The sequence below is a fragment of the Endozoicomonas sp. ALD068 genome (assembly GCF_049310145.1).
Classification (GTDB): Bacteria; Pseudomonadota; Gammaproteobacteria; order Pseudomonadales; family Endozoicomonadaceae; genus Endozoicomonas_A.
In genome coordinates this window covers 2299730-2325834 of sequence record NZ_JBLYNU010000004.1, presented here as the reverse complement: position 1 = coordinate 2325834, position 26105 = coordinate 2299730, and the positions used below count along the sequence as shown (strand labels likewise).

Here is a 26105-nt window from a genome sequence, read left to right as displayed (position 1 = left end):
TGTTTGGGGTTTAGAGTATGAAACGTTAGAATCAGCGCTTTCATAAACAGAATCTTAACGAGCGATTTCAGCCTTGAGCGAAGCATCTACCAGTCTTCTTTTAACCATATTGGCCCTTTTAATGTTGCTGTCGGCTTTTTTTTCCAGTTCGGAAACCGGCATGATGGCGATCAACCGTTATCGCCTTCGCCATCTGGTTCGCAAGAATCACAAAGCGGCCATGCGGACTCATAAACTGCTTGAACGCCCCGACAGACTGATTGGTGTGATTCTGATTGGCAACAACTTTGTCAATATCCTGGCTTCTGCCCTGGCCACTCTGGTGGCAGTGAGGCTCTGGGGGGATAGCGGTATTGCAATTGCTACTCTGGGTCTGACGGTGGCAGTACTGATTTTCGGTGAGGTAACACCCAAGACAGTTGCCGCGCTCTATCCTGAAAAGATTGCTTTTCCTGCCTCTTTTATTTTGACGCCGCTGCTGAAACTCTTCTATCCCATGGTGGTCGTTTTAAACTGGGTCTGTGGTTTCCTGCTGAGACCTTTTGGTATCAAACCCGGTCAGGCTGCCGAGGATCAGTTGAACGCTGAAGAGCTGCGCACCATTGTGACCGACCCTGGCATGTTGTTGCCGCAGAAAAGACGGGGAATGTTGCTGGGTATTCTGGATCTGGAGAAAGTCCGGGTAGACGATATCATGGTACCCCGAAATGAAATTTTCGGAATTGATATTGACGATGACATCAAGGATATCCTGGAGCAGTTAAGGGCCTGTCAGCACACCCGCTTGCCAGTCTATCGTGGCGATGTGAACAATCTTGTGGGCATGTTGCATATGCGAAAGGTGGCGCGACTATTGAGTCAGGAAGAAGTCAACAAAGCGCTTCTCCTGCAGGAAACCACAGAGCCTTATTATGTTCCTGAAAGCACTCCCCTGCATACCCAGCTGTTTAATTTCCAGAAGTCAAAAGAGCGTGTAGCGCTGATAGTCGATGAATATGGCGATGTTCTGGGCCTGGTGACGCTGGAAGATATTCTGGAAGAAATTGTGGGTGACTTTACTACCGATGTTTCCGACTCCAGCCAGGATATTACCCCTCAGGAAGACGGCACTTACATCATTGATGGTTCTGCATCCATAAGAGATATTAACCGTTCTCTGGGTTGGAAATTACCCACCGGGGATGCCAGAACAATTAACGGTTTGATCACCGAGATGATGCAGTTTATACCGGAGTCCAGTGTCTGTCTCAAAGTAGGCGAATACCGGTTTGAGATTATGCAGGTCAAGGACAATCGAGTAAAAGCAGTGAAAATTTTCACTGCTTAACCTGAGTCACTTATTCTGTAAAATGGACTTTAACCTCAGGCCATCCGAAAGTTAGCGGTTTTGCGTAAAACTGTGGCTGGCATGGAACTGAGGGGCATCCAGTGGAATAGTGGTGTTTAATCCCACATTCAGAAATTCTACCAGCATAATGGCCGTCAATCCCCAGATCAGATATTCATCGTATTGATAAGAGGGCATGGAGTAGGTTTTATCGTTCATGCTCCAATGGTGAAACTGCAGGTTGTCCAGATTGGTGAAAAACTCCAGTGGGACGTGAAAAATGCGGTCCAGCTCTTCAATGTTTGCGCTGAGTGACAGGTTTTCCGGTACAGAACCGACGACAGGGATCACCTTGATGCCAAAGCGCGAAATAACTGGACCCATGGTGCCCAATATATGGACGGAAGCAGGGTTCAGATCAATCTCTTCCTGGGATTCTCTCAGGGCGGTCTGAATCAGATTATGATCGTCATCTTCCCGTTTGCCACCGGGAAACGCCACTTCACCGCTATGCTTGTTCATGTGCGAAGCCCTTCGGGTAAGGATTATTTCGGTGGCCTGTCCCTGGCCATTAGTCACCAGAGGTATCAATACTGCGGCTTCCGGTAGAGGAGTGTCTATACTTCTTGGCTGATGTTTGTGGAGTCTTCGTTCTATATCTGTAATCAACATATAACAAGTGAATCTCTGGCTTTCTTGGCGACATTCAGATGCTCAGAAAATATAGTGACATTGAAAAAAGGCGCCGTTGGAACATTATTGTTATCGACCTTGGGTACCAGACTGCCAGTAACACCAGGCAGAGCTAAGCTTCCGTGGGTGCAACACTAATTTTTCAGGCTTTGAAAAGATCATAACACAGATATTTTTTACGGCATGATCCATCTGGTAAAGAAATGATAAGCATTTTCTACACCAACTCTGATTCAAGTGACTTCAGGTATGAATCAGGTTAAGGTGAAGAAAGATTTTCATAGTTAGAAGGAAAAACAGTGAATTTCTGCAGTGAGTGTGGTGCGAAGGTCAGTAAGAAAGTTCCTTGTGGCGATAACCGGTTACGTGATGTTTGTGACAACTGTGGCAAAATTCACTATCAAAATCCGTTAATCGTTGCCGGTTGTCTGCCAGTCTATGAAGGTAAAGTGCTCCTTTGCAAACGCTCTATCGAACCACGCAGGGGTTACTGGACATTACCCGGCGGTTTTATGGAGCTGGGAGAAACCCTTGAGCAGGCTGCCCTGCGGGAAACCATGGAAGAGGCCGGAGCCGAGGTTACTCTGCAATCACTATATACCCTGTTTAATATTGTTCATGTGAGCCAACTCTCGGTATTTTTTCTGGCTCATCTTGATAAACCCGAATACAGCGCCGGTGAAGAAAGTGAAGCAGTGGCCCTTTTCAGTGAAGAAGATATTCCCTGGGATCAGCTGGCTTTCAACACCATCAGTCGCACCCTTCGCCATTACTTCAGTGATCGTCAGACAGGTGATTTCCCTCAGCGGATGGAAGATATTGCCCTGCCGGGCCGTAGAGTGGCTTCCTGAATTTCAGGGGTATTTTATCAGGTTGAAGCAGCGTGAATGACAAGCCGGAAATTACCGATCAGCAGTTAGTGAAACTGGCAGGCGAGAAAGCTTTTTCCCGGGGGAAGGGGTACTACCAGGAAGGACGGGTTACAGACCTGACGATCCGGGGCCAGAGGATTTCAGCCAGTGTTATGGGCAGCGAGGTTTATCAGGTCAATCTGGTTTATACCCAGAGTGCCCTGGACGGCAGTTGTAACTGTCCGGCTTCTGATGGCATCGACTTTTGCAAACACTGTGTTGCTGTGGCTATGGTGTTGCGAGATAAAGTCTTTGTTCCCCGGGTGAAAAAAGGCGCACAGGCCACAGACGTATTGGCCGCTTATTTATTGCAGATGCCCAAAGAAGAACTGGTGGGGCACTTTGTTGAAATGATAGACGCCAGTCGTTCAGTGCGAGAGCACTGGTTGCTCAAGGCTGAAACAGCTCTGGGCATTATGGACCGAAAAACCATCCGTAAACGAATAACCGCCGCTATCCCCTACAATCGACATTACTTTAGATACGCTCAAGTCAGGCAGTATTTTGCCAATGTCGAACAGGTTCTCTTTAATCTTGAACCCCCTTTAAAAAAGCTGGCAGCTACTGATCAGTTGGCGTTGCTGGACTATGCTATGTCACGAATCGTCCGTGCGCTGGAGACAGTGGATGATTCCGGAGGTTTCAGGTTTGAGGCTGTCGCTCAGTTACAGAGGATGTATGTTGAGGCCTTTGCTTCACTGAACTGGTCTGAAGCGTCCAAGGCTCAGCATCTGTTGGAGTTGCTGCTCAAGGATGAAGATGAATGGCATGGCCGCGTCCCGGATGATTTCAGTGAAGTTATGACGCCAGAGTGTCAGAAGACTTTCCTGGAGATCGCCCGGGCTCGTTGGGATGAGTTACCCAGGCTGAAAAGTGATAACTGGCGGGATCGCCTCATTTATGACCGGTTGCTCAGTGTCCTGCAAGTCGAACCCGAACTGGAAAATGACTACAAGACATTGATTCAGCTCTATAAAAAGATTGCCATGACTGAGAAAGACTATCTGGTTATTGCGCGCTGTTATCTGGAGCTGGATGAATATGACGAAGTCCACAATTATCTTGATAGAGCTCGGCAGAGCAGTCGTTTCGGTGAATCAGCTGAGATTCATGAACTGCAACAGTTGCTGCTTTTGAAAACGGGGCGAAGCTCTGAAGCTTTGCAGGATGTTTGGGAGCAATTTAAAGAGTCACCAACACTGTCCACTTTTGAGTATTTGCAGGAGCTTTCACAAGACCTGAACAGTCAGCAAGACTGGCGGCAAAAAGCCATAGACTGGATGAAAGAGCGTGTCGTTAGTACTCAGGGGTATCTCCACCACCGTGTGTTAAACACACTGATGATGACTTTTCTTGCCGAGTCTGATCTGGAGTCGGCCTGGCAACTGGTTACAGATGCAGAACCGGATGTGGCATTGCTCTACGAGCTGAGGAAACATTTTCGGCAGGATGGAGAACGCTCTTTTGCTCTCTATGGGAAGCTGGTTGAAGCTTGTCTACAGAAAAAAACGAATAATAGTTATAAAGAGGCGGTCGAGCTAATGGCCGAGTGTCGGCAGATATTGACTGGACTGAATCAGCAGCAGGCATTCAGTCATTGGTTTGAAGAGCTGCGCGAAAAGCACAAGGCTAAAAGAAACTTTATTCGTTTTCTCGGTGAGGCGTTTCCCGGCTTTTAGACTCAGGCTCCAAGCGGCCAGCTTTCAAAGGCTGGCTCTTCATAAGGGTGTGCCGATTTCAACGCTGCAATGGCGGCTTTCAGATACTGGTCCTCGCAGATCATTTCAACCTTGAATTCCTGAACGGTTTCCAGCTTACCCTGGCTACCGATAAAAGGATCGCTGCCATCCAGCGCTCTGAACTGTCCCTGACCTAACGTTTGCCAGCAACAGTTGTCGTACTTTTCATAACGACCGGCACCCGCAGCAAAGACGGCAGTCTTCACTGATTCAAGATGACTTTCAGGGACAAAAAAACAAAGCTTATGCAAAGACATGTCGTTTTCCAGCAAAATGATTGATAACAGGATTGGCGTACATCCTCAGGAACCAGGGTTGATGAGCCTCCGGGCACTGGGTTATGCGATCATTGAAGTCTGTGACTTTATCGTCGAGCGATTCTTCCGGGCAAAACCTTTCAAACAGAGCCTCTAAAGTGCACTCTGTGACATTGGGATAGCCACTGCGGAGCCGATCAAAGGCAATCAGATTGGAAGCGAACAGATGGTAGTTTTGATGAACCTGACGATCTACCTCTTCAACAACCTGATTGGCATTTTCATACTCCTCGAACAGCGGTGTACCGAAAGCCACATGAACCTTGCCTTTGAAGCCTTCGATGCCTGTCACTATGCTTTGCAGGTCTTCTCCTTTAAATTTTTCGTAATTACCCCAGGTTTCAGTGGCGTGGAGTTCTCTGGCTTTGGCCATATCGCAGGGGTCGTATTCGTAAGCAATCGAAACCGGTACCAGGTTCATGGAGCGAATGCTGTCGGCAAAAGAGGTTTCCGCAGCCTTTCGGCTCATGTGGAGCATTTTGATGATAGCAGAGTCGGTTTTGTCGTCACCGTCTTTTGCCCGGCCTTCACTTTGAGCGATCCAGACGGGATGCCCGGTATCTATGGAGTGATGAATATAGGCTGACAGTGTCTGATAAGACCTGAGTTTTTCCCGGCGGCCTTCCACAGAGCGTTTGACGATAAAGCTTTTGTTAAGACGCATCAGGTCGCTGACAAAAGGTCTTTGCAGCAGGTTGTCACCAATGGCTATTCGAACGGTTTGCATGCCCTGTTTGTAAACAGCCAGATTGACAAAAGCCGGGTCCATGACAATGTCCCGGTGATTGGACAGGAACAGATAAACCTGCTCTTTGTTGAGCTGATCCAGTCCGGAAAAGCTGATGCCGGAAGTACTGCCTTCAATGACGCGGGTCAGGTAAGGTTCAATGACGTGTTGCAGTCCATCAATGTCATGTATGTTCTTCAGTTTGTAGCGCAATCCCATGGCTGTCAGCCAGCCTGCAATACCATTAAGGAAAGCAGGCATATCAGGGTATTGATGACGCACCAGTGCCTGAATAAGCTCACGGTCTTGCAACAGGCGGTCCAGGACGGGCCTTACTTCCTGATCGTGATAGGGGCGGATCTCTTCAAAACGTTCCATCTGTTTCGGGTGGTTGCCTTTTATAACAGCAGTGAGTGAAACCACGAGTATATAGTTATTAAAACAAAGGGTCTGTAGCCGGGTTGTGGCACTTTGTAACGGTTTGAGAATGGCTGGACGTATGAATGTTTGTTGATGTGGATTTAAATGATTATTGAGTTGGTGATAATTGAAACCTTGCAGAATTCCCTGCCTTGAGTGTGTATACTCTGCCCAATCGAAAAAATCAGTGTTTCAAAAATGAAATCATTGAGCAGTCGACTGCTCAAAATGGCTAGAGGTAATAGATGTTATTGAGTAAAAAGTGCCAGGGTGGGCTGCTGGCCATTACATTACTGTTTTCCCTGAGTGGCTGGGCTGCTGACTTTTCCAGTCTGTTGAAGCGGGCCAGCTCAGGTGACGAACAGGCCGTGCTTGAAGCCGGCAGCCTGTTGGTTGCTGGTAAAGTCAGGCCGGAAAATGCCAGTCAAACCCTTTCTCTGCTGGAGCCTCTGGCGAACAAAGGTAATGTTCAGGCAGAACTCTTGTTGGGCAAGGCCTATCGAGAGGGTCTGGGGGGTGTAGCTAAAGATCCCAAAAAAGGTTTTCAACTGATCGAACGGGCCGCAGGTCGACAGGGCAAGAGTGCGGAGGCTCAGTACGAACTGGGGAAATCGTATTATAAAGGGGCAGGCACAGACCGCAACCTGATTGCTGCTTATATGTGGACTGCCCTGAGTCTGGAAGATTCTGAGGGGGACTTTCTGACAGCGGCCCGTAAACAGAAGCAGGAGCTGTCTGAACTGCTCAACCCTGCCCAGAGAGCTAAAGCGAACGAGCTGGTCAGCCAGATCAGGACGGTCTACCTGAAGTAAGCTTGCTTGACGACGATAGCCGTGTTTTTATTAAAAGTATGATCAAGATATTCAGCCCTGAAAATCTCCTTGAGGCTCAATGCCTCAAGGATGTTCTGGAGAGCCATGGCATTGCCTGCCATCTGGGAGGTAGCTATCTGGCGGGTGCCGTGGGTGAACTACCCGCTACCGGTCTGCTGGCTCTCTATGTTGACGATTACGATGCCGGTCTGGCTAAAGAAATGATCGAGGATTACCTCAGGGCGTCCCCCGTTTTGGAAGAATCTGATCACATTCAGGAAGAGTGATTATGTGTGGTCGTTACACGCTGATGGCTGATCAGATCAACCTGGGGTGTCTGGGTATCCACCAGACGGAAGTCAATATTCCCTCCTATAATGTTGCGCCTGGTGAACAGGTGCTTATTGTCAAAAATAATGAGCAGGGCTGTTTTGAAACCGCGCGGGTTAAGTGGGGGCTGGTTCCTCACTGGCTGCAGGATTTTTCCAGAGCCCAGATCAATGCCAGAATCGAAACCGCTGCCGATAAACCAATGTTTCGTAGTGCCCTCAGAAAGCAGCGTTGTCTGATTCTGGCCGATGGCTGGTTCGACTGGCAAAGGGTAGGGGATCACAGTCAGCCATGGTATATACGTCCAAAGTCGGGTGGTTTGTGCCTGTTTGCCGGTCTCTGGGAGAGTTATCCTGTGGACGACCAGTTGAGTTTCGAGTCCTGCGCGATTCTTACTCGTCCTGCTATCAGTGATATTACACCGCTGACTGAGAGAATGCCGGTTCTGTTGCAACAAAAACAGGCCAGGGAGTGGCTGGGTGAGCGCTATAAGACGGTTCTGTCGAGTTTGGGCAAACCGACTGAGACAGTCAGTAAACTGTCTTTTTATAAAGTGGGCAGAACGGTGAATCATGTTTCGAACAAGGGACCAGAGTGTGTGAAGAAACTGGTTGCTCGCAATTAAACGACTCCCCCGTTGCCAACGACTAAAGGTGAGAGGAGTCTTGAGGCTCCCCTTACCTGATTAATGGCTACCGGTACCCTATTCTGAAGTGCTTCGAGGATCAAGTGTCTGCCCAATAAAGAGGATTCTTTTTGTTATTTTATTATGCAATACATAAAGAAATGGTCGATTAAATTGGACGGATTTTCTCTGATTGTCCTTGGTCGATCTCGTAGAAATAAGGTGTGTGACAGCTGCGGCTCGGGTCCCATTTTCATTAAGCTCAATCGCACAATGTTGATGAGCCTCATCAATAGAAACAGCTAGAGGATTGGATAGCATAGCGCCTAATTCCAGGGGTCTTGTAAAAAGAGGGTGTAAAGCTGTTTTACGTAAAAAATCGCTCAACTCAATGTCCGAATCCACTTTAAAGGGTGGAAGTCCAATAGAGATTTTTGAACATGATGGACATGATTCCCCGGAGTTTAATGATGAAAATAATGCCATTATTATTTCTGCTGATATCTCATGGGGCATTATCCCTTGGGGAGGTAAAACTAAAATCATTTCATGGGCTCCCTGGTAAGGAACGGTGACTGCTTCCCAATCATTGTGATTTGTGTACTGGGAGGAACTGATTTCACCCACCATAAATTCGTTCAAATTGACTCTCTGACCGTCGGGTAAAGTAAATTTAGCTTTTCGGACATTAAAAGACCTTTCCCAAAGCCCTTTGAAGTAAATAGAATTTATGAGTGCCATGGTGGTATCTGGCGGCCATTGGTCGGCGTAGCAAAATTGTGGAACCATGCCATGGGTTAACTGGCTAAATAGTTTGTTGAGCTCATCTGCAAGGCTTTCTAAAGATACACGGTCGAAGAAGTTGATGTTATCACGAATATCGACGTTTACATCTTTTAGTCTCTCACGATAAGTTTCCTTAAGTTCAAGTCTATCGGACAAGAGCATAGTGTTCGAGATGGAGTATTCGTCTTGAGCAGAAGATGTTGCGGTTGGTGCTGCTGCAAGGGATGGCTCAGAATAATTATCTCCCAGGTAGCTTTGAAGCAACCGCCTGGTTTCTCCAGTAGCCCCCATGAGTAATGGTACCAGAGCTCGAAAAAGGCCATCAGGGGAGATAAGAAAATTTTCAGGCGTTACTTTTGCTGCCTGATTAAATACACTTATAGCAAGCTCCAAATGCCCCTTGGACTCAGCCGACCGTGTACCAGGATCCGAATCAGGGCTTTCTGGTGTTGCCGATTGGACAGGCATTGTGTCACCTTTAAGCTTGTCGTCAGAATCTTCTTCATGAAACGCCGGGCAGGCTGAAAATTTTTCACGATCCTGATTGATGCCGCAGTTGTCATTGGTCAAAGCCCAGAGTTGTGAGGGTAGCAACAGGAAATAAAGCAAACAGACCAAGAGCAGAATGCGCCTGTGCTGCAAGGCTATATCGGGAGATTTAATTACCTGAGCCATGCTGGCACCTTATAACTTACTGATTTCAGGGGTTGTCTCAAGATGACCTTCCTGTTCACTGAACAGCTCACCTGATTAATGGCTACCGGTACCCGATCCTGAAGTGCTTCGAGGGTCAAGTATCTGCCCAATAAAGAGGATTCTTCCTGTTTCTTCATCAATCAAAAAATAAAGAAATGGTCGATTAAATTGGACGGATTTTCTATCATGTCCTCCTCTTCCAAACGATCTCGTTGTACCGGTGCGTGTGACAGCTGCGGCTCGGGTCCCAGCTTCATTAACCTCAATTGCGCAATGTTGACGAACAAAATTAATAGAAGCAGCTCGAGGATCGGATAATAGCATATCTCCTAATTCGAGGGGGCTGGTTCCTCTAAAGACGACGCCTGTAAAAACAGGACGTAGAGGTGTTTCTCTTAAATAATTGCTCAACTCCATGTCCGAATCAACTTTAAAGGGTGGAAGTCCAATAGAGATTTTTGAACATGATGGACATGATTCTTCGGAGTTTAATGATGAAAATAAAGTCATTATTATTTCTGCTGATATCTCATGGGGCATTATCCCTTCGGGAGGTAAAACTAAAACCATTTCATGGGTTCCCCGGTAAGGAACTTTGACTGCTTGCCAATGTTCGTGACTTGTGTATTGGGAGGAACTGATTTCACCCTGCAACCATTTGTCCAAAATGACTTTGTTGACGACGCCGGGTAAAGTAAATAAACCTATCATTCCGACTTGAAAAGAGTCTCTCCAAAGCGCATTGAAGTAAATAGAACTTATGAGTCCCAAGGTGGTATCTGCCGACCATTCTCTGGGGCTGCAAAATTTTGGAATCATGCCATGGGTTAATTTGCTAAATAGTTCGTTGAGCTCATCAGCAAGGCTTTCTAAAGATTTACCGTCGTCGAACCTGATTTTTTCACGAACATCGAGGTTTACTTCTTTAACTCTCCCACGATAAGCTTCCTTAATTTCAAGTTCTTCGGACAAGAGCACAGTGTTCGAGACGAAGTAGTCGTCCTGTGCAGAAGATGTTGTGGTTGCTTCTGCAGGGGATGGCTCAGAATAGTTATCTCCCATGTAGCTTTGAAGCAATCGCCTGGTTTCTCCAGAAGCCCCCATGAGTACTGGTACCAGCGATCGAAAAAGGCCATCAGGGGAGAAAAGAAAATTTTCAGGAGTTTCTTTTGCTTTTGCTGCCTGACTAAATACACTTATGGCAAGCTCCAGATCCTGCTTGGACTCAGCCGCTCGTGTACCAGGATCTGAATCAGGGTTTTCTGGTGTTACTGATTGGTAAGGCATCGTGTCACCCTGAAGCTCGTCGCCAGAAACTTCTTCATGAAATACCGGGTAGGGTGAAGATTTTCCAGGATTTTCGTTGTTGCCGAAGTGGTCATAGGGCGCAGCCCAGAGTTGTGAGGGTAGCAACAGGAAATAAAGCAAACTGACTAAGAGCAAAATGCGCCTGTGCTGCAAGGCTATATCGGGAGATTTCATTACTTGAGCCATGTTGGCACCTCGTAACTTCTCAATTTCAGGGATTGTCACAAGATGACCTTCCTATTCACCGGACAGTTGCCCTGAGGAGTGGGGAATGGAACCCGTAGTACAATATAGGATGGTTTTTTGGTGAGTGCCTGAAAAATTAAACCTGCTCAAGGGTCGAGGGAATTGACGCTGTAAAAATTAAAGATTTAATGTCTATCGATGGCTATTTACCCAAAAATCTCTGAGAACACTATTCCATCTGGCTTGCAAAGAAAGGGTGAGGGGGAGTCGTGAGGCTCCCCATGTCAATTATTGGGACCCGAACCTGAAGAGTCTTCTTTCAAGTCCGGGGATCAAGTATCTGTCCAATGAAGATGATTTTTTTTGTTATTTTATTACGCAATATATAAATGAATGGTCGTGTAAAGTTAATGGGCTTCGGAAAACTCATACCCGTTGATGTAAAAAAACCGACGTGTGTTACAGCTGCGGCTTCGGTTCCTTGTTCATCAACTTCCATGACGCTGTGCTGATTAAACATATTAATAAAAACAGGTGCTGGATTGGATAGCATAGATCCTAAGCTGAGTGTGCCTGTAAAAAGAGAGTGTAAAGTTGTTTGAGCTAATGTATTTATCAATTTAGTGTCCGAGTCAACACTAAAAGTCGGGAGTCCAAGACCAAGAGGAACTGATGAGCTTGAAAATAATAGCTCTTTGGAGTCTAATGATGAGAATAGTGCCATTATTATTTCTGGCGATACCTCGTGGGGCATTATCCCTTCCGGGGGTAAAACCAAAATCATTTCATGATCTCCCTGGTAGGGGACGGCAGCTGCCCTCCAATCATTATATTCAGCCTCCTGGTCAGCATTAATTGTTCCATCCATAAACCCGTCTAAAACAACTCTTTGATTATCGGGTAAAGTAAATGTTGATCCTCCAATTCGTTTCCTGAAAAACGTTTCCCAGAGGCCTTTGAAGTAAACAGAATTTATGAGTGCCATGGAAGTATTGGAATGCCAATCATTGTCCTGGCAAAATTCTCGAACCAATCCATGGGTTAATTGGCAAAATAGATCGTTGAGTTCTTGAGCAAGGCTTTGTAATGATGCACGGTCGGAGAAGTTGACGTTATCTCGAATATCGGCGTTTATTTGTTCAAGCTTTTTTTTATAAGTTTCCTGAAGAGTATGCCTATTGGAGACAAGCAGGCAATTGGCAATACAGTATTGGTCCTGTCCAGAGGCTGTCGCGCCTGATGCTGTGGCACCGGATGGCTCAGAATAATCCTCTCCCAGACACTTTTGAAGCAATTGCCGGGTTTCATCAGTGGCCCCCATCAGTAACAGTGACAGTGTCTGAAAAATGCCATCAGGGGACAGGACCAGATTTTCAGGAGTTGCCTGTGCTGCACGCCTGAATATATCTATGGCAAGACCCAGAGTCCCGTGTGATTCATCTGCCTGTGCACCGGGATTTAAATCATGACCCTCATCAGCAGAATCAGAACCGTCTTTTGTTCGACATAAATAGCAGGGTTCAGATTCTTTAAATAAGTCATCACTGTACTTACGGCCGCACTTTATACAGTTCACTGCCAGAAGTTGTGAGGGTATGAACAGGAAGCAGAGCAAACAGGATAACACTGAAACGGACCTGTACTGCCTGGCTATATTGGAAGCCTTGCCTGATGAAGCCATGTATGTACCTTGTCGTCTTAATCTTCGGTTAGGAATATCGTCCCTATCTTATGAACCGCTACCCTGCAGAATGGTCAACCTAGTGTTAAATCAGGCACTCAATATAGGATGGTTTCCTGGTTAGCGCCAAAAAAACAAATCAGTTTGAAGATTAAAATCTTTCTAGGCCACATTCTTTTTCGTTTGCAACAAAGGGTGGGGGGGGTCGTGAGGCTCCCCCAACCCCGATTACTGGGTACCCGATCCTGAAGTACCTGCTCCTGATTTCCGGGGATCAAGTATTTGCCCGATGAAGATGATTTTTTTTGTTATTTTATTACGCAATATATAAATAAATGGCCGTGTAAATTCAATGGGCTTAGGGCTATTCATACTAAATCCTCTCGAACAACCGATGTGTGTTACAGCAGCGGCTTCGGTTCCTTGTTCGTTAACTTCTATGGCGCTGTGTTGATTAAACACATTAATTAAAACAGGTACAGGCTCCGATAGCATGGTTCCTAAGCTGAGTGTATTTGTAAAAAGAGAATGTAAAGTTGTTTGAGTTAATGCCTTTATCGAAAGCCAGACCCTATCGGAATATTTGCTTAGTAAAACCACGTTTGTACCTTGTTGACTTAATTTTAGGGTTGGTCTCAAATCAGAGTGTGTTGAATTTATACAAAATCAGCGAGGGAGCCAAGAGGATCTCCTGATCCCGATTAACGGGTTCAGGATCATGAAGTGTCTCTGAGATAAAATATCCGCCCAATATAGATGATTATTTTTGTCATTCTATTACGCAAGATATAAATAAAGGGTCGATCAAATTGGATTGGTCGTATTGTATCTCCCTCGTGTGTTCTCTCAAAATCAGTGTGCGTTAAGGTTGCGTCCGGGGCTGCCTGGTCACTATACACATTCATACGAGCAGGCATCGTTGGTATAGCTCCTGAACTCAGATCACTGGTAACAACTGAAAGTAAACCTGAACCTGAACGACTTAAAGCTTCGCTCAAGTGAGTGCTTGTATCAACGCGAGAGGGTGGAAGTCCGTGAGTTGTCGTTGAAATGGATTTTTCGGAGTCTAATGACGATAATAATGCCTTTATTATTTCTGAACTTAGTCCATAAAGCACTATTCCTGCCGGTGGTATAATCAATACCATTTCTTCATTTCCCCAGTTGGGGTAGGGAAAGGAAAATGCCTCCCAATCATTGTGATGGGCGTATTGGGAAGGTCTGATTTCTTCATCCACAATTCTACGCAAAGTGGCGGCCTGGTCGTTAGGTAATGAGGTAAATAAACCTGCTGCATTTTGGGTCCCAAAAGACCTTTCACGCAGCCCTATGAAGTAATAAGCACTTATGAGTTCTGTGGACCAGGATCGGGGCCAGACGTTGGAGTTGCAGAAACGTTGAATTATACCGCTGGTTAACTGGCAAAATAGACTGTTGAGCAACAGGGCTAAGTTTTTTATAGGCCCACGGTTGGTGAAGTTGACATTACTACGAGCATGGCGGTTTGCTTCTTCAAGTCTCTCTCTGTAAATTGCCAGAGGATCAGGCTGACTGGCTGCGAGCCAGTCAGTCATATTCCGGTTTTTCTCCTGTCCGGATTCTGTAGCGCGTGATGATGCTGCACCGGTTGGCTCAGAAGAATACTCTCCCACATAAATTTGACGCAATTGCTCGGCCGCACCGTCAGCACCCACATGTAGCAGCAACATTGCCACTGTCTGAAAAAGGCCATCGGGGGAAATGACAAAATCTCCATGAATATTTGCGGCAACATGGCCAAGTACATTGATGGCATAATCAAGATTTCTCTGGGATCCATTCACTTGCGCACCAGGATCTGAATCAGGGTTTACTCCTGTCGCCCCCTGGGGAGGTGCTGTGTCATGTTGAGGGGGCTGACTCTCAGCTTCTCTATTACATGACGCTGTTGGGCAAAATTTAAAGTCTTCCTGATCGTAATTGAAGCCGCATTGCTCACAAGTCACAGCCAGAAGTTGCGAAGGCAATAAGAATATGTGGAGTAAACAGACCAATACCAGGTCGACTCTGTAATGGCAGTCTGGATCGGAAGATTTTCTGAGTAAAACCACGCTTGTACCATGCTGCCTGAAGTTTTAGGGTGAGCTGGAATAACCTTCCTGTTTTTTTATGGAACGTTATTTTGCCGAACACTCAATCGAGTGTGAAATCCATAGTCCAATATAGGGTGGTTTTCTGATCAGCGTCCAGATAAAAACTAAAACAATTTGAAGGACATAGAGTGTCGACGTCGTATAAAACAAATGTCCATTGTCTTTTGATTGCTTATATCCCTCATTAAATCTTTGGAAGTCCCATTGACCTTCGCTTGCGAGGAAATCAGCGAGGGATTTATGAGGCTCTCCTGATCCCGGTCAGCGGGTTCACAATCATGAGGCGTCTCTGGGATAAAATAACCGACCAATGTAGATGATTCTTTTTGTTATTCTATTACGCAAGATATAAATAAAGGGCAGATCGAACCGGATTGGTTGTATTGTATCTCTCTCATGGTTTCTGTCAGAATCAGCGTGTGTTAAAGCTGCGCCCCGGGTTCCCTGTTCACTAAACATATTCGAACGAACTGTCAGATCTGGCATAGCTCCTGAGCCCAGATCACTGCTAGCAATAGAAAGTAAACCTGAACCCGATCGACTTAGAGCTTCACTCAAGTCAGTGTTTTTATCAACTTCAGAGGGTGGGAATTCGGTAGTTGTCGTTGAACTGGATGAAAAGGGTTCCTTGGAGTCGAACGAGGATACCAAGGCCGATATTATGTTACACTTTAGCCCATAAAGAAACACCCCTGCTGGTGGTAAAACCAAAATTATTTCATTGTCTTCCCGGAAGGGAAAGTTAAATGCTTTCCAATTATTGTGACGTGCGTATTGAGAAGGATTGGTTTTTCCTTCGATAATTCTTTTTAAAGCGTCTGCTTGATCATTGGGTAAGTTAAATAAATAGGCACTATCGGTCCCAAAAGACTTTCTCCACATCCCTCTGAAGTATAAATAGCATGCGTGTTCTATGGAGAAAGATAACTGAAAGGAGTAAGCATCGGGAGTGCAATAATCTTGAACAATACCATGGGTTAATTGGCAAAATAGTCTGTTAAGCAGTTGGCCAAGGGTTTGGGTTTGTCCGCGATTGGTGCAGTCGACATTACCAGGAGTATTGTCGACTTGTTTAAGTCTTTCTCTATAAACTGCCAAAGCCTCAGGTTGACTGGCTGCGAGCATGATAATCGAAGAAGGGTCTTTGTTCTTTCCACCGGCTGTTGCGCCTGCACCGGATGGCTCATAATCATAGCCTGGCCAATAAATTCGACGCAATTGCTCGTCCGTACTGTTGGTACCCGCTTGTAACAGTAACAGCGTCATTGTCTGCAAAAGGCTGTCAGGGGACATGACAAAATCTTTAAGGATATTTGCTGATGCCTGGTAAAATACCTTCATTGCAAAATCAAAATTTCCCTGGGATCCATCCACTTGTGCAACAGGATTTGAATCAGGGTTAACTGGTGTTGCCCTTTCAGGAGGTGCTGTGTCATGTTGAGGGGGCTCACTCTCAGCTTCTATGTTACACGACGGTGTTTGGCAGGATGAAAGGGTTTCATCATCGTAATTCAGACCGCAATTTCCACAAGTCACAGCCAGAAGGTGTGAGGCTGGCAACGATAAATAGAATAAGCAGAGCAATACCATAAGGATCCTGTAATGGCAGACTGAATTGAAAAAATGACTGAGCAAAACCACGTCTGTACCTTCTTACCTTGGTTTAAGGTTTTTTACTTGCCATAACCTCTCTGTCTACCGAACCCTTGCCCTATGGATGCGATCAACTGAATACGAAATCTGAAATTCAATATAGGATAGTTTCCTGGTTGTATCCCATCCAGAATTCAATCCACTCGTCGGGTAATTACATAGCCATTGGATTTGACGGTCAGTTTAAAAAGTTGCCTCGTCAGCAAAATCTGTGGGGCATTTCTGGTTCGGGCAGCTTGCCCAGTACATCCGCCTTTCACCACCCCTATCAGGAATACATGGACTCGTAAAAGAAAAATTAAAAAGACACCCATAAATTTGCTTTACCATCCACCTGGTCTACTTTTTCACCCATCACTGATTTTTTACCCAAACAGGTGAGTCCATGGCTCAGGCCCGCAATACTCTGATTGACCCCGGCTCAACGCCTTATTACCACTGCATGGCAAGATGTGTTCGTCAGGCTTACCTCTGTGGAGAGAACCACCTGACTGGCAAGAACTACGAGCATCGCCGTCAGTGGGTGGTGGATAAACTCCGGGAACTGGTTTCAGTCTTTGCTATCGAAGTCTGTGCTTACGCTATCATGTCGAATCATTATCATGTGGTTTTGCACATCAATCAGTCATCTGCCAGAGGCTGGTCACGGAATCAAGTGCTTCACCGTTGGACGACCTTGTTCAGTGGTCCGCTTTTGGTGCAAAGGCATCTGGCCGCTGACAAACTGGGCAGCGCTGAGTTGGCCCGTATTGATGAATATGCTGAGGAATACCGGCGTCGTTTAACGGATATCAGCTGGTTTATGCGCTGCCTGAATGAACATCTTGCTCGTGAGGCCAACAAAGAAGACGAATGTAAAGGACGCTTCTGGGAAGGTCGCTTTAAAAGCCAGGCATTACTGGACGAAGCAGCGTTACTGACCTGTATGACCTATGTTGACTTGAATCCGATTCGGACTGGTAAGGTAGAAACACCGGAAGAATCAGACTACACGTCGATTCAGGAACGCGTGGAGCAGGTTACACACTCTGAGACTAAAAATCAGCCGCTGACCCTGAAACCTTTTTGTTTGCAGGGCCAGAATACGGATGTTGCCCTTCCATACCTTCTTCACGACTATCTGGAACTGGTTGACTGGAGTGGCCGCATTGTCAGGACAGACAAGAAAGGTTCCATCCCGTCGTGTACCCCTCCTATTCTTGAAAGATTGGAAATTGATCCGGATGAGTGGCTGAAAACCATGCAATGGAATAATCGTTTTTATCGGGCAGTTGGCCGTCTGGAGGCGATGAAGGCTTATGCACTTGAAGCCGGACAGAAGTGGCTTCGAGGTTTAAACGCCTGCAGTCGTTTGTACCTGACAGGTTAGCGTAGAAATCAGTTAAGACGTCAAAGACCCTCTCTTTATCTCTCTTCGACTTATGTCGGAATGAATTTGCATTGTCTGAATTATGGCTTGAACAGCCTCTGTTCGTTGGATGGCGCTGTGTGGCTCGTTGATACGCTACTTGAAGATAGATTTTTCTGATCCTTTTTGGGAGTACAGATTTTTGAATGTCTTATTTTTTTATTTTTTCCCTTGAAGTGACATTTTTTATGGGTGTCTTATTTTTTTTATTTTTTTCTGACGAGGCCTTTTTTTTATGGGTGTCTTATTTTTGTTTATTTTTGTTTGTTTTTTTTATGGGTGTCTTATTTTTTTTATTTTTTTTTGCTGACGAGGCCTTTTTTTATGGGTGTCTTATTTTTGATTTTTTATGGGTGTCTTATTTTTGATTTTTATTTTTATTTTTTTATTTGTTGTTTTTTTTGTTTTTTTGTTTTTTTGTTTTTCTTGAAGAGCTTGTCCCTGAGTCCGGTGGAAAGAAGTATCTGCCAATGAGGTTGATTCTTTTTGTTATTTTATTACGCAATATATAAAGAAAGGGTCGATCAAATCGGATTGATTGTATTCTATCTCCTTCACGGTTTCTGTTAGAATCAGTATTGGTTAGAGCTGCGTCCGGGGCTTCTTGATTACTAAAGGCATTCATAGGAAACGACAGAGCTGGCATAGCGCCTGAACTCAGATCGGTGGTAACAACAGAAAGTAAACCTGAACCTGATGGACGTAAAGCTTCGCTCAAGTCAGTGTTCTTAGCAATTTTAGAGGGTGGAAGTCCGGGAGTCATCGTTAAGCTGGATGAAAAGGATTCGTCGGAGTCTAATGATGAAAATAATGCCGTTATTATTTTTGATGTGACTGCTCTTAGCATTGTTTCTGGCGGGGGTAAGACCAAAATTATTTCATCATCTCTCCGGTAGGGAAAGGTAACTGCTTCCCAATCATTGTGATGTGCGTACCGGGAAGGATTGATTTCTCCATTCATAATTCTGTCTACAACGGCGGCCTGACCATCGGGTAAGGTAAATAAAGCTGCATTTTCGGTCCCGCGAGACCTTTCCAACAGCCCTGTGAAGTAAATCGAAGTCATGAGTTCCATGTATGTTGATAAGGGCCAAGCGATGGGGCTGCATAAACGTTGCATCATATCATGGGTTAATTGGTAAAATAGTCCGTTGAGTTCTTGGGCCAGGCCATGCATAGGCGTGAGGCTCATCAAGTTGATTTTACCGCGAAAATCGTCGTGTATTTGTTTAAGTCTCTCTCTATAAACTGCCACAGCCTCAGGTTGACTGGCTGCGAGCAAGATAATCGAAGAAGGGTTTTTGTTCTGTTCATGGGCTGCCGCACCGGATGGCTTAGAATGATCCTCACTCAGACAATTTTGACGCCATTGCTCGATCGCACCGTCAGGACCCGCATTTAATACTAACAATGCCAGTGTCTGAAAAAGACTATCAGGGGATAATACAAAATTTTCAGGAATATTGGGGGCTGCACGGCTAAATACTTTTACGGCAAACTCCAGATTTCTCAGCGATTCATCCACCTGTGCACCAGGACTTACTGGCGCTGCTGATTGGGAAGGCATTGTGCGATGCAGAAGATCTTCATTTTCAGCTTCTTCCCCACACATTGGGCAGAACGAGAAGTCTTTTCGATTGTAATTGAAGCCGCATTTGTGACAAGTCAAAGCCAGTAGTTGTAAGGGCAGCAACAGTAAACAGAGCAACACAAGAACGACAGTGTACTGGCAGGTTGAACCGGAAGGTTTAGCAATTAAAAACAAGTTTCACCTCACCTCTCTTAATTAAATTTTGCTGTCTTTTGATAAAGCTGAGAGAGAATCAACCGCAGCACTTTTTGTATTTTTTGCCACTGCCGCAGAGACAAGGGTCGTTTCTTCCAGGCAGTCTGGCAGGTATATCCGGATAAATAAAATACCAGTGACCCTGTTCCCTGATGAAGTCTGAGTGCTCATGGTGCGCTTCTTCCCTGCCGGTGGCGGGGTTCAGGAACCAGGCTTTGAATTCCACTTTTCCCCGGCTGTCAGCACTGCCGCCAGCTTCAGTGCTGACCACGTCCAGTCGGGTCCACCGGGTGGCGTCTGTCTCTCGGTGAATGTCGGCTTTATCCAAGCCATTGATCTGGCGCTGCCAGGTGGTGGCCAGCAGATAATCCGTGTTTTTAAGATAATAGGCTGAAAAGCGGGAACGCATCAGGGCTTCTGCGGTTGGAGCCGCTTGCCCCGAATGGTAAGGGCCACAGCATGCTTTATAGGTTTGGCCTGAACCACAAGGGCAATGGTTGATAGAGGCGTCTGAATAAGGATGTTTGTGCTCAAGGCTGTTTTTAAGCTCAGGGCTGTTTTCAGTCATAGAATTCTTCGAGCAGGAGTGATGGGTTTTCGATAGAATATCATTTTACTTAAATTACAGGATCAGATACATGGGCTTTGGCAAAGCGGTGGTGGTTTTATTCTGGCTTTCAGCACTGTGGAATCTCTTTGTGCCCGTGGCAGAACCCATGGGGTCCGTATTGAATTGGGCTGCGCCCCTGTTGCTGCTGTTGCACACGGCAGAGCATTTCTTCTTCAGTCGCCGTTTTGCCGCTATGGGCGCGCCGCTGTCCATGAAAGATCGCTACATGATTCTGATCTTTGGCGGCTTTCACCTGATGAGTCTGATGAAAAAAATTCCAACCCAGCCGGTGGGTGATCAGCACAGTGCTTGAAGATTCACAGAAAAAAAAGATCCAGAAGGCTTACAGCACGTTTCTGGCCAGCAAAAAGCTGAAGGCCCGGCCCGGTCAGAAACAGATGATTGCAGAAGTCGCCCGTTCCCTGGGTGAGGTCAAGACCGACAGTGAAGGGCGCAGAACCTCTGATCCTTCCGTGATTGTCGTCGAGGCTGGTACCGGTACCGGTAAAACGGTGGGCTATGTTCTGCCTGCTGTGGTGATGGCGCAGGCTGCTGATAAAAGACTGGTAATCTCTACAGCCACTGTGACGCTGCAGGAGCAGATTATCGGCAAGGACCTGCCCGATATTATCCTGAAAACCGGACTTAAGTTCTCTTTTACCCTGGCCAAGGGTCGTGGGCGGTATGCTTGTCTTAGCAAGCTTGATCGGTTGTTGCAGGAAGAGCAGTCAACGGCCTCATTAATGGATATGTTTGCCGCAGAAGGTTTCACACTGGCGCAGGACGAGACTTCCCTGAAGCTCTATCAAACTATGTTGGAAGACTTTGCCGCTTCCAGGTGGGAGGGTGATCGCGACAGCTGGCCCGATGCATTGGAAGATCAACAATGGCGAATGATTACCACGGATCATTCTCAGTGCAGTGGCCGCCGCTGTGGCTATTTTAATCAGTGTCCTTTCTATAAAGCCCGGGCAGATCTTGAACAGGCCGATGTGGTGGTGACCAATCATGATCTGGTGCTGGCCGATCTGGCCCTGGGCGGTGGCGCTATTCTGCCTGATCCGAAAGATACCGTTTACGTCTTCGATGAGGGCCATCATCTGCCTGACAAGGCGATCGATCATTTCGCCTGTCATTCGAGAATAAAAGGAACGGCCAGCTGGCTGGAGAAAGCCAGTAAGTCTCTACAGAAAACCCTGTCCCAAAACGCCTTGCCCGGTGAGTTGGGTGAAAGACTCGAAAAACTCATGCCTGAGTTTGATGAACTGGTGAATGCCCTGGGTCACACCCATACTCTGTTACAGGGTGTTGCAACCTTTGAACCTCGAATTCAGGGTGATACGACGGTTGCTGTCTATCGCTTTGAGCAAGGGAAAATACCTGAAGCACTTCGTCAGCAGGCTGAAGTACTCAAAGCCGGTTTCAGTCGTTGCAGTGGTATGGTAGAAAAAATTACCAGGGAACTGGACGATGCCATGGACGGTGATGTCCCGGGTATTGACCGTTGGCAGGCCGAGCAACTGTATCCGGAAATGGGTGCAATGCAAATGCGTCTGGAAAACCAGTTTAAGCTCTGGTTGACCTACACCATGAAAGACCCTGAGGGTGAGCCACCCAGTGCCCGCTGGCTGAAGTGGAGTGAAGGGCCCTTTGGTGAGGAACTGGAGGCTTTCAGCAGCCCAATACTGTCTTCGGCAACACTCTGGCAGACGCTCTGGAATCCGGGTTATGCATCGATTGTTACGTCGGCCACACTCACTGCATTGGGCAACTTCAATCGTTTCCGTATGCGCTCAGGGGTTCCGTCTGAATCCCGTTGCGTTGTGGTTCCCAGCCCTTTTCAGCACAGTCTCGCTGCACAGCTGGTGGTACCGGGTATGTTGTCTGATCCTCGTCAGAGTGAAGAGCACACGGAAGAAATCGTTGAGAAGCTGCCCGATCTGATGGCCAGACAAAAAGGTACATTGGTACTTTTTTCATCACGCAAGCAGATGAAAGATGTGCATTTTGGTCTGGATGATGCCTGGCGCAAGAAGATCCTTTTGCAGGATGATTATTCCCGGGCGGAACTTCTGAAACTGCATCGCAAGCATATTGATGAAGGCAAAGACAGTATTCTCTTCGGTCTGGCCAGTCTGGCGGAAGGGATCGACCTGCCTGGTGAATATTGTGAGCATGTTATTATCGCCAAAATTCCTTTTGCGGTTCCCGATGATCCTGTGGAATCGGCGCTGTCAGAATGGCTTGAGGCTCAGGGTCGGAATCCGTTTATGGAAATAACGGTTCCTGATGCAGCCATCAAGCTGGTACAGGCCTGCGGTCGTTTGTTAAGAACAGAGCAGGATACCGGCCAGATCACCCTGCTGGATCGAAGAGTGGTCACAGCCAGGTATGGTCGTATGATTCTGGACTCTCTGCCGCCTTTCAGAAGAGCCATAGAGCATGCAGTTTTCTGAATCTTGCAGAGAGCGTTGATTCTGCTGTCGATGGGGTTCATCGACGGCAGAAGCAGTTGCCGGATGCCAGCTTTTGACTTTGTTCCGGCTTCGCCATCTTTTTACAGCAGCTCAAAACGGTTGTTTTGTTCTGTCGATGGTTTTTCATCCTCCGCAGACTCTTCTTCGGTGTTTGTCTCTTCATTTTTAGCCATCAGGCTTTGAAGGATCAGAACCTTCTCGCTTTTATTGCTCTCATCCTGCTTTGGCTCTTCTTCATCAGCAAAGCCGGACAGGGCTACAGCGGTCAGGGGCAGTATCAGGGCCAGGGCCGTCAATTTCTGTTTGATCATGATGTATACCTCTTGTTGGTTGCTTTTTTTCTGTTCTCATTACATTTGACTGCCAGATGCTGAAAATGTTCCCTGAATAGTCTCCTGACCAGACATTCGGGGGTTGGCTTTTGTTTTTCTCTCATTCCAACACTTGGGCTGATCAGGTAGAATGGTCGGCTGTTTTTTATTGTGGAAATCATTCTTTCCTGTCACTGCCCGGGGCAAGCCATCCGGTTCTGTTCCTGTTCAGGCATTTGCCTTACTCATGGTCAATACCGACAGCCGAAGTGATATTTCCCGATTTTTCATCGAACACTGAACGATATTGAGCGATAAACCATGCTTGAAGTAAACCCTATCAAGGAGCGTATTAAGGATCTGACAGCGCGTACTGACGTGCTTAGGGGGTATCTTTGACTACGCTCACAAGAGTGAGCGTCTGCAGGAAGTAGAGCGGGAGCTTGAAGATCCGGATGTCTGGAATCAGCCAGAGCGTGCCCAGGCCCTGGGCAAAGAGCGTTCCATGCTGGAAGGCATCGTTGCTACCATTGATCAGCTGACATCAGGCCTGGAAGATTCCATTGAACTGCTGGAAATGTCGGTGGAAGAGCAGGACGAAGACGGCGTCGAAGGCGTTGTGGAAGAGCTGGACCAGCTGGGCGAAAAACTGGCAGAGTTGGAATTCCGGCGTATGTTTTCCGGGGCAATGGACCCCAACAATGCCTATCTGGACATTCAGTCGGGTTCCGGTGGTACCGAGGCCCAGGACTGGGCCAATATGCTGTTGCGGATGTACCTGCGATGGGGTGAGCAGAAAGGCTTCAAAACAGAAATCATTGAAGTGTCTGCGGGCGAAGTAGCGGGTATCAAGTCGGCCACGGTTCAGTTTACCGGTGAATATGCTTTTGGCTGGTTGAGAACAGAAACAGGTGTGCATCGTCTGGTACGAAAGTCTCCATTTGATTCTGGTAACCGTCGTCATACCTCCTTCTCATCGGTTTTTGTCTCTCCGGAGATAGACGATAATGTTGAGATTGAGATTAATCCGGCCGACCTTCGAATTGATACCTACCGCTCCAGTGGCGCCGGTGGTCAGCACGTAAACACCACCGATTCTGCGGTTCGTATTACTCACGAGCCTTCCGGTATTGTGGTGCAATGTCAGAATCAGCGTTCCCAGCATCAGAACAAGGACAAGGCTATGCAGCAGTTGAAAGCCAAGCTGTATGAGCTGGAGATGCAGAAGCGCAGTGCTGACGCTCAGGCTCTGGAAGATTCCAAGTCCGATATTGGTTGGGGCAGTCAGATTCGTTCCTACGTTCTGGATGATTCCCGAATCAAGGATTTGAGAACCAGCGTGGAAACCCGAAATACCCAGGCCGTTCTTGACGGAGATCTCGATAAGTTTATCGAGGCAAGTCTCAAGAAAGGCCTTTAAAGTCAGCCGTTGGCAGAAAACAGTTTACGCAAAAGTTTACGCAAAGGAGTAGCAGGCAACTGTTAACTCCCGGCCCCCCTGGGGTTGAACCGGAGAAAATATGTCTGAAGAACAGATCTTAGATACCCAGGAAGAGAACCGGCTGGTAGCTCTTCGCCGAGAAAAACTCACTGCCATTCGTGCGGAACGGGTCGCTTTTCCAAACAAATTCCGTCGTGATGCACTGGCTGCTGATCTTCAAAAAGAGTTTGCAGATGCCAGCAAGGAAGCGCTGCTGGAAGCTGGAAAGAAGGTCAAGATAGCTGGCCGTATCATGCTGAACCGTGGTGCATTCATGGAAATTCAGGATATGTCTGGTCGTATCCAGGTGTACGTGAATCGCAAGGTGCTGGCTAAAGAAGTGCTGAAGGAAGTCAAGACCTGGGACCTGGGTGACATCATCGGTGCTGAAGGCACCCTGCAGCGTTCCGGCAAGGGGGATCTTTATGTCGACATGGAGCAGGTTGAGTTGCTGACCAAATCCCTGCGCCCATTGCCCGAGAAGCACAAGGGGCTGACCGACACCGAAATGCGTTATCGTCAGCGTTATGTGGACCTGATTACCCGCGAAGAGTCCCGGGAAGCATTTCGTGTTCGTTCCCGTATTGTTCAGGTGATTCGTGACTATTTCCATGAGCAGGATTACATGGAAGTGGAAACCCCGATGCTACAGGTGATACCGGGTGGTGCAAGCGCTCGTCCGTTCGTGACTCATCATAATGCGCTGGATATTGATATGTACTTGCGTATTGCTCCAGAGCTCTATTTGAAGCGTCTGGTGGTGGGCGGATTTGAACGGGTGTTTGAAATTAATCGGAACTTTCGTAACGAAGGATTGTCTACACGTCATAACCCTGAATTTACGATGATTGAGTTCTATCAGGCTTACGCAGACTACATTGATATGATGGATCACACGGAAGCCCTCTTTAAGCGTCTGGCAAAAGACGTGACCGGTGGAACCTCAGTGACTTACCAGGGTAAGGAGATCGATTTCGGCAAGCCATTTGTGCGTATGTCCGTTTTCGATTCTATACTGCACTTCAATCCGGATCTTGAGGCTGCTGACATCGATACGATTGATTCAGCAACCCGGGTTGCGGAAAAGCTGGGTATCGAGGTCAAGGGTACCTGGGGCCTGGGCAAGGTTCAGATCGAAATATTTGAGGAAACGGTTGAACACCGGCTGATGGATCCGACATTCATTACCGAATACCCGACAGAGGTTTCGCCTCTGGCTCGTCGTAATGATGACAATCCATTCATTTCTGACCGCTTTGAGTTTTTCGTGGGCAGTCGTGAAGTGGCCAATGGTTTCTCCGAGTTGAACGACTCTGAAGATCAGGCTGAGCGTTTTCATCAGCAAGTCACAGAAAAAGACGCTGGTGATGATGAAGCCATGCATTTCGATGCAGACTACATCAACGCTCTGGAGTACGGTTTGCCGCCAACGGCGGGCGAAGGTATCGGCATAGACCGTCTGGTCATGCTGTTTACTGATGCACCTTCTATCCGTGATGTACTGTTGTTCCCGCACATGCGACCCCAGCAGTAATCCCGGCTGGAATCATGGCAGACAGTTGATCTGTCTGCCTCCTAGCCTGCAGCCCAGTCTTCAGCGGCCATTGACCAAGCCTGGACAATGACACTTTAACCGTCATTTTCAGGCTGAAGTACAAGAAGATTGGCGTAGCTGAAACCTCTCTTTCAA

24 protein-coding genes are annotated in these 26105 nt (G+C 46.9%); 12 read left to right on the top strand and 12 right to left on the bottom strand.

Annotation, left to right across the window (positions count from 1 at the left end; all coding sequences use genetic code 11):
• The first annotated feature begins 73 nt into the window (after positions 1–73).
• A complete protein-coding gene (locus ACO6V5_RS08310) occupies positions 74–1327 on the top strand; it encodes an HlyC/CorC family transporter (protein WP_422133494.1) in 1254 nt (417 codons plus the stop codon).
• A 51-nt stretch (positions 1328–1378) separates the two neighbouring features.
• Here the strand turns inward: ACO6V5_RS08310 and ACO6V5_RS08305 are convergent, their stop codons facing one another.
• Complete coding sequence (locus ACO6V5_RS08305; RefSeq protein ID WP_422133495.1) at positions 1379–1999, bottom strand: CoA pyrophosphatase; 621 nt, start codon at positions 1997–1999, stop codon at positions 1379–1381.
• A gap of 320 nt (positions 2000–2319) precedes the next feature.
• On the opposite strand from ACO6V5_RS08305, the gene ACO6V5_RS08300 reads away from it, so the two are divergent.
• On the top strand, positions 2320–2871 hold the full coding sequence (locus ACO6V5_RS08300) for an NUDIX hydrolase (RefSeq protein ID WP_422137819.1): 552 nt from the start codon (positions 2320–2322) through the stop codon (positions 2869–2871).
• Positions 2872–2903: 32 nt separating this feature from the next.
• Entirely contained in the window at positions 2904–4610 is a 1707-nt protein-coding gene (locus ACO6V5_RS08295; protein WP_422133497.1) for an SWIM zinc finger family protein, read from the top strand.
• A 2-nt stretch (positions 4611–4612) separates the two neighbouring features.
• Here the strand turns inward: ACO6V5_RS08295 and ACO6V5_RS08290 are convergent, their stop codons facing one another.
• Complete coding sequence (locus ACO6V5_RS08290) at positions 4613–4927, bottom strand: NGG1p interacting factor NIF3 (protein ID WP_422133498.1); 315 nt, start codon at positions 4925–4927, stop codon at positions 4613–4615.
• On the bottom strand, positions 4914–6137 hold the full coding sequence (locus ACO6V5_RS08285) for a 1-acyl-sn-glycerol-3-phosphate acyltransferase (RefSeq protein WP_422410356.1): 1224 nt from the start codon (positions 6135–6137) through the stop codon (positions 4914–4916). The genes ACO6V5_RS08290 and ACO6V5_RS08285 overlap by 14 nt, the downstream gene beginning before the upstream one ends.
• Positions 6138–6379: 242 nt before the next feature.
• Between ACO6V5_RS08285 and ACO6V5_RS08280 the strand changes: the two genes are divergently transcribed.
• The 3 genes from ACO6V5_RS08280 to ACO6V5_RS08270 are packed head-to-tail and all read left to right on the top strand — an operon-like array spanning position 6380 to position 7901.
• The gene (locus ACO6V5_RS08280) at positions 6380–6946 is read left to right on the top strand and encodes a tetratricopeptide repeat protein (protein WP_422410354.1); all 567 of its coding nucleotides are present in this window, start codon (positions 6380–6382) and stop codon (positions 6944–6946) included.
• Positions 6947–6948: 2 nt separating this feature from the next.
• Positions 6949–7233: a DUF2007 domain-containing protein gene (locus ACO6V5_RS08275; protein WP_422133501.1), complete on the top strand. Its 285-nt coding sequence runs from the start codon at positions 6949–6951 to the stop codon at positions 7231–7233.
• 2 nt (positions 7234–7235) lie between these two features.
• Positions 7236–7901: an SOS response-associated peptidase gene (locus tag ACO6V5_RS08270; protein WP_422441782.1), complete on the top strand. Its 666-nt coding sequence runs from the start codon at positions 7236–7238 to the stop codon at positions 7899–7901.
• A gap of 78 nt (positions 7902–7979) precedes the next feature.
• Here the strand turns inward: ACO6V5_RS08270 and ACO6V5_RS08265 are convergent, their stop codons facing one another.
• The 6 genes from ACO6V5_RS08265 to ACO6V5_RS08240 form a co-directional block, all read right to left on the bottom strand.
• Positions 7980–9362, bottom strand: coding sequence for a serpin family protein (locus tag ACO6V5_RS08265; RefSeq protein ID WP_422409058.1), 1383 nt, complete (start codon positions 9360–9362; stop codon positions 7980–7982).
• Positions 9363–9437: 75 nt separating this feature from the next.
• On the bottom strand, positions 9438–10916 hold the full coding sequence (locus ACO6V5_RS08260; protein WP_422441783.1) for a serpin family protein: 1479 nt from the start codon (positions 10914–10916) through the stop codon (positions 9438–9440).
• A gap of 280 nt (positions 10917–11196) precedes the next feature.
• Complete coding sequence (locus ACO6V5_RS08255) at positions 11197–12558, bottom strand: serpin family protein (RefSeq protein ID WP_422409054.1); 1362 nt, start codon at positions 12556–12558, stop codon at positions 11197–11199.
• Between the two features lie 228 nt (positions 12559–12786).
• A complete protein-coding gene (locus tag ACO6V5_RS08250) occupies positions 12787–13158 on the bottom strand; it encodes a serpin family protein (protein WP_422137829.1) in 372 nt (123 codons plus the stop codon).
• A 116-nt stretch (positions 13159–13274) separates the two neighbouring features.
• Complete coding sequence (locus ACO6V5_RS08245; protein WP_422409051.1) at positions 13275–14381, bottom strand: serpin family protein; 1107 nt, start codon at positions 14379–14381, stop codon at positions 13275–13277.
• Between the two features lie 585 nt (positions 14382–14966).
• Complete coding sequence (locus ACO6V5_RS08240; RefSeq protein ID WP_422409049.1) at positions 14967–16064, bottom strand: serpin family protein; 1098 nt, start codon at positions 16062–16064, stop codon at positions 14967–14969.
• A gap of 664 nt (positions 16065–16728) precedes the next feature.
• Between ACO6V5_RS08240 and ACO6V5_RS08235 the strand changes: the two genes are divergently transcribed.
• A complete protein-coding gene (locus ACO6V5_RS08235) occupies positions 16729–17712 on the top strand; it encodes a transposase (protein ID WP_422409047.1) in 984 nt (327 codons plus the stop codon).
• A 424-nt stretch (positions 17713–18136) separates the two neighbouring features.
• On the opposite strand, the gene ACO6V5_RS08230 is transcribed toward ACO6V5_RS08235, so the two are convergent.
• On the bottom strand, positions 18137–19516 hold the full coding sequence (locus tag ACO6V5_RS08230; RefSeq protein WP_422409045.1) for a serpin family protein: 1380 nt from the start codon (positions 19514–19516) through the stop codon (positions 18137–18139).
• Between the two features lie 58 nt (positions 19517–19574).
• Complete coding sequence (locus tag ACO6V5_RS08225) at positions 19575–20105, bottom strand: YchJ family protein (protein ID WP_422137834.1); 531 nt, start codon at positions 20103–20105, stop codon at positions 19575–19577.
• A 70-nt stretch (positions 20106–20175) separates the two neighbouring features.
• Here ACO6V5_RS08225 and ACO6V5_RS08220 point away from each other — a divergent pair, with 70 nt between their 5' ends.
• Positions 20176–20460 carry a DUF1145 domain-containing protein gene (locus tag ACO6V5_RS08220; protein WP_422133512.1) on the top strand — a complete coding sequence of 95 codons (285 nt, stop codon included), beginning with the start codon at positions 20176–20178 and terminating at the stop codon, positions 20458–20460.
• A complete protein-coding gene (gene dinG, locus ACO6V5_RS08215; protein ID WP_422409043.1) occupies positions 20453–22603 on the top strand; it encodes an ATP-dependent DNA helicase DinG in 2151 nt (716 codons plus the stop codon). Before ACO6V5_RS08220 ends, dinG begins: the two co-directional genes overlap by 8 nt.
• A 101-nt stretch (positions 22604–22704) precedes the next feature.
• On the opposite strand, the gene ACO6V5_RS08210 is transcribed toward dinG, so the two are convergent.
• Positions 22705–22935: a hypothetical protein gene (locus ACO6V5_RS08210; RefSeq protein ID WP_422133514.1), complete on the bottom strand. Its 231-nt coding sequence runs from the start codon at positions 22933–22935 to the stop codon at positions 22705–22707.
• A gap of 151 nt (positions 22936–23086) precedes the next feature.
• Here ACO6V5_RS08210 and ACO6V5_RS08205 point away from each other — a divergent pair, with 151 nt between their 5' ends.
• From ACO6V5_RS08205 to lysS, 3 genes are all read left to right on the top strand, one after another.
• Positions 23087–23236: a hypothetical protein gene (locus ACO6V5_RS08205; protein ID WP_422133515.1), complete on the top strand. Its 150-nt coding sequence runs from the start codon at positions 23087–23089 to the stop codon at positions 23234–23236.
• 20 nt (positions 23237–23256) lie between these two features.
• Positions 23257–24355 (top strand): peptide chain release factor 2 gene (gene prfB / locus ACO6V5_RS08200; protein WP_422409041.1). Its coding sequence is split into 2 segments (ribosomal slippage): positions 23257–23331 and positions 23333–24355, totalling 1098 coding nucleotides; the frame shifts between segments, so codons are not numbered across the junction.
• A 100-nt stretch (positions 24356–24455) separates the two neighbouring features.
• On the top strand, positions 24456–25949 hold the full coding sequence (gene lysS, locus ACO6V5_RS08195) for a lysine--tRNA ligase (RefSeq protein WP_422409039.1): 1494 nt from the start codon (positions 24456–24458) through the stop codon (positions 25947–25949).
• The last annotated feature ends 156 nt before the right edge of the window (positions 25950–26105 follow it).